The organism is Chimaeribacter arupi (assembly GCF_002858805.1).
In the GTDB taxonomy this organism is placed as follows: domain Bacteria; phylum Pseudomonadota; class Gammaproteobacteria; order Enterobacterales; family Enterobacteriaceae; genus Chimaeribacter; species Chimaeribacter arupi.
This window is the reverse complement of record NZ_PJZI01000090.1, coordinates 1-535: the sequence shown is the minus strand read 5'-3', so window position 1 is coordinate 535 and position 535 is coordinate 1. Positions and strand designations below refer to the sequence as shown.

1 protein-coding gene is annotated in these 535 nt (G+C 57.9%); it reads right to left on the bottom strand.

The window, feature by feature from the left end; genetic code table 11:
• Positions 1-535 (bottom strand): cbb3-type cytochrome c oxidase subunit I (locus CYR52_RS22195; protein WP_175579010.1); only part of this gene is annotated, 535 nt, incomplete at both ends.

Genomic DNA, 535 nt, shown 5'->3' with positions numbered 1-535 from the left:
CTTCATACTTCGCCGGCTTCTTATACGCTTCGCCTTTTTCTTTCATGTCCCAGAATGCGTCACGGTCGTGCACTTCCGGTACCACAGCGAAGTTATAGAACGGCGGCGGAGAAGAGGTTGCCCACTCCAGGGTACGCGCGCCCCACGGGTCACCGGTCAGGTCGCGGTTCTGGTCACGGTCACGCACAGAGACGAAGATCATGATCAGCTGGCACAGGATACCGCAGGCAATCAGCGCCGCACCCACCGCTGCTACGATCAGCATCGGGTGGAATTCCGGGTCGATGTTCTGGCTCAGACGACGGGTCATCCCCATGAAGCCCAGCACGTACAGCGGCATAAAGGCCACGAAGAAACCGATAATCCAGAACCAGAAGGAACGGACCGCCCATTTCTCATTCAGCATGAAGCCGAAGGATTTCGGGAACCAGTAAGTCAGGCCGGCGAAGCAACCGAACACCACACCACCGATGATAACGTTGTGGAAGTGGGCGATCAGGAACAGGCTGTTGTGCAGCACGAAGTCCGCGCCCGG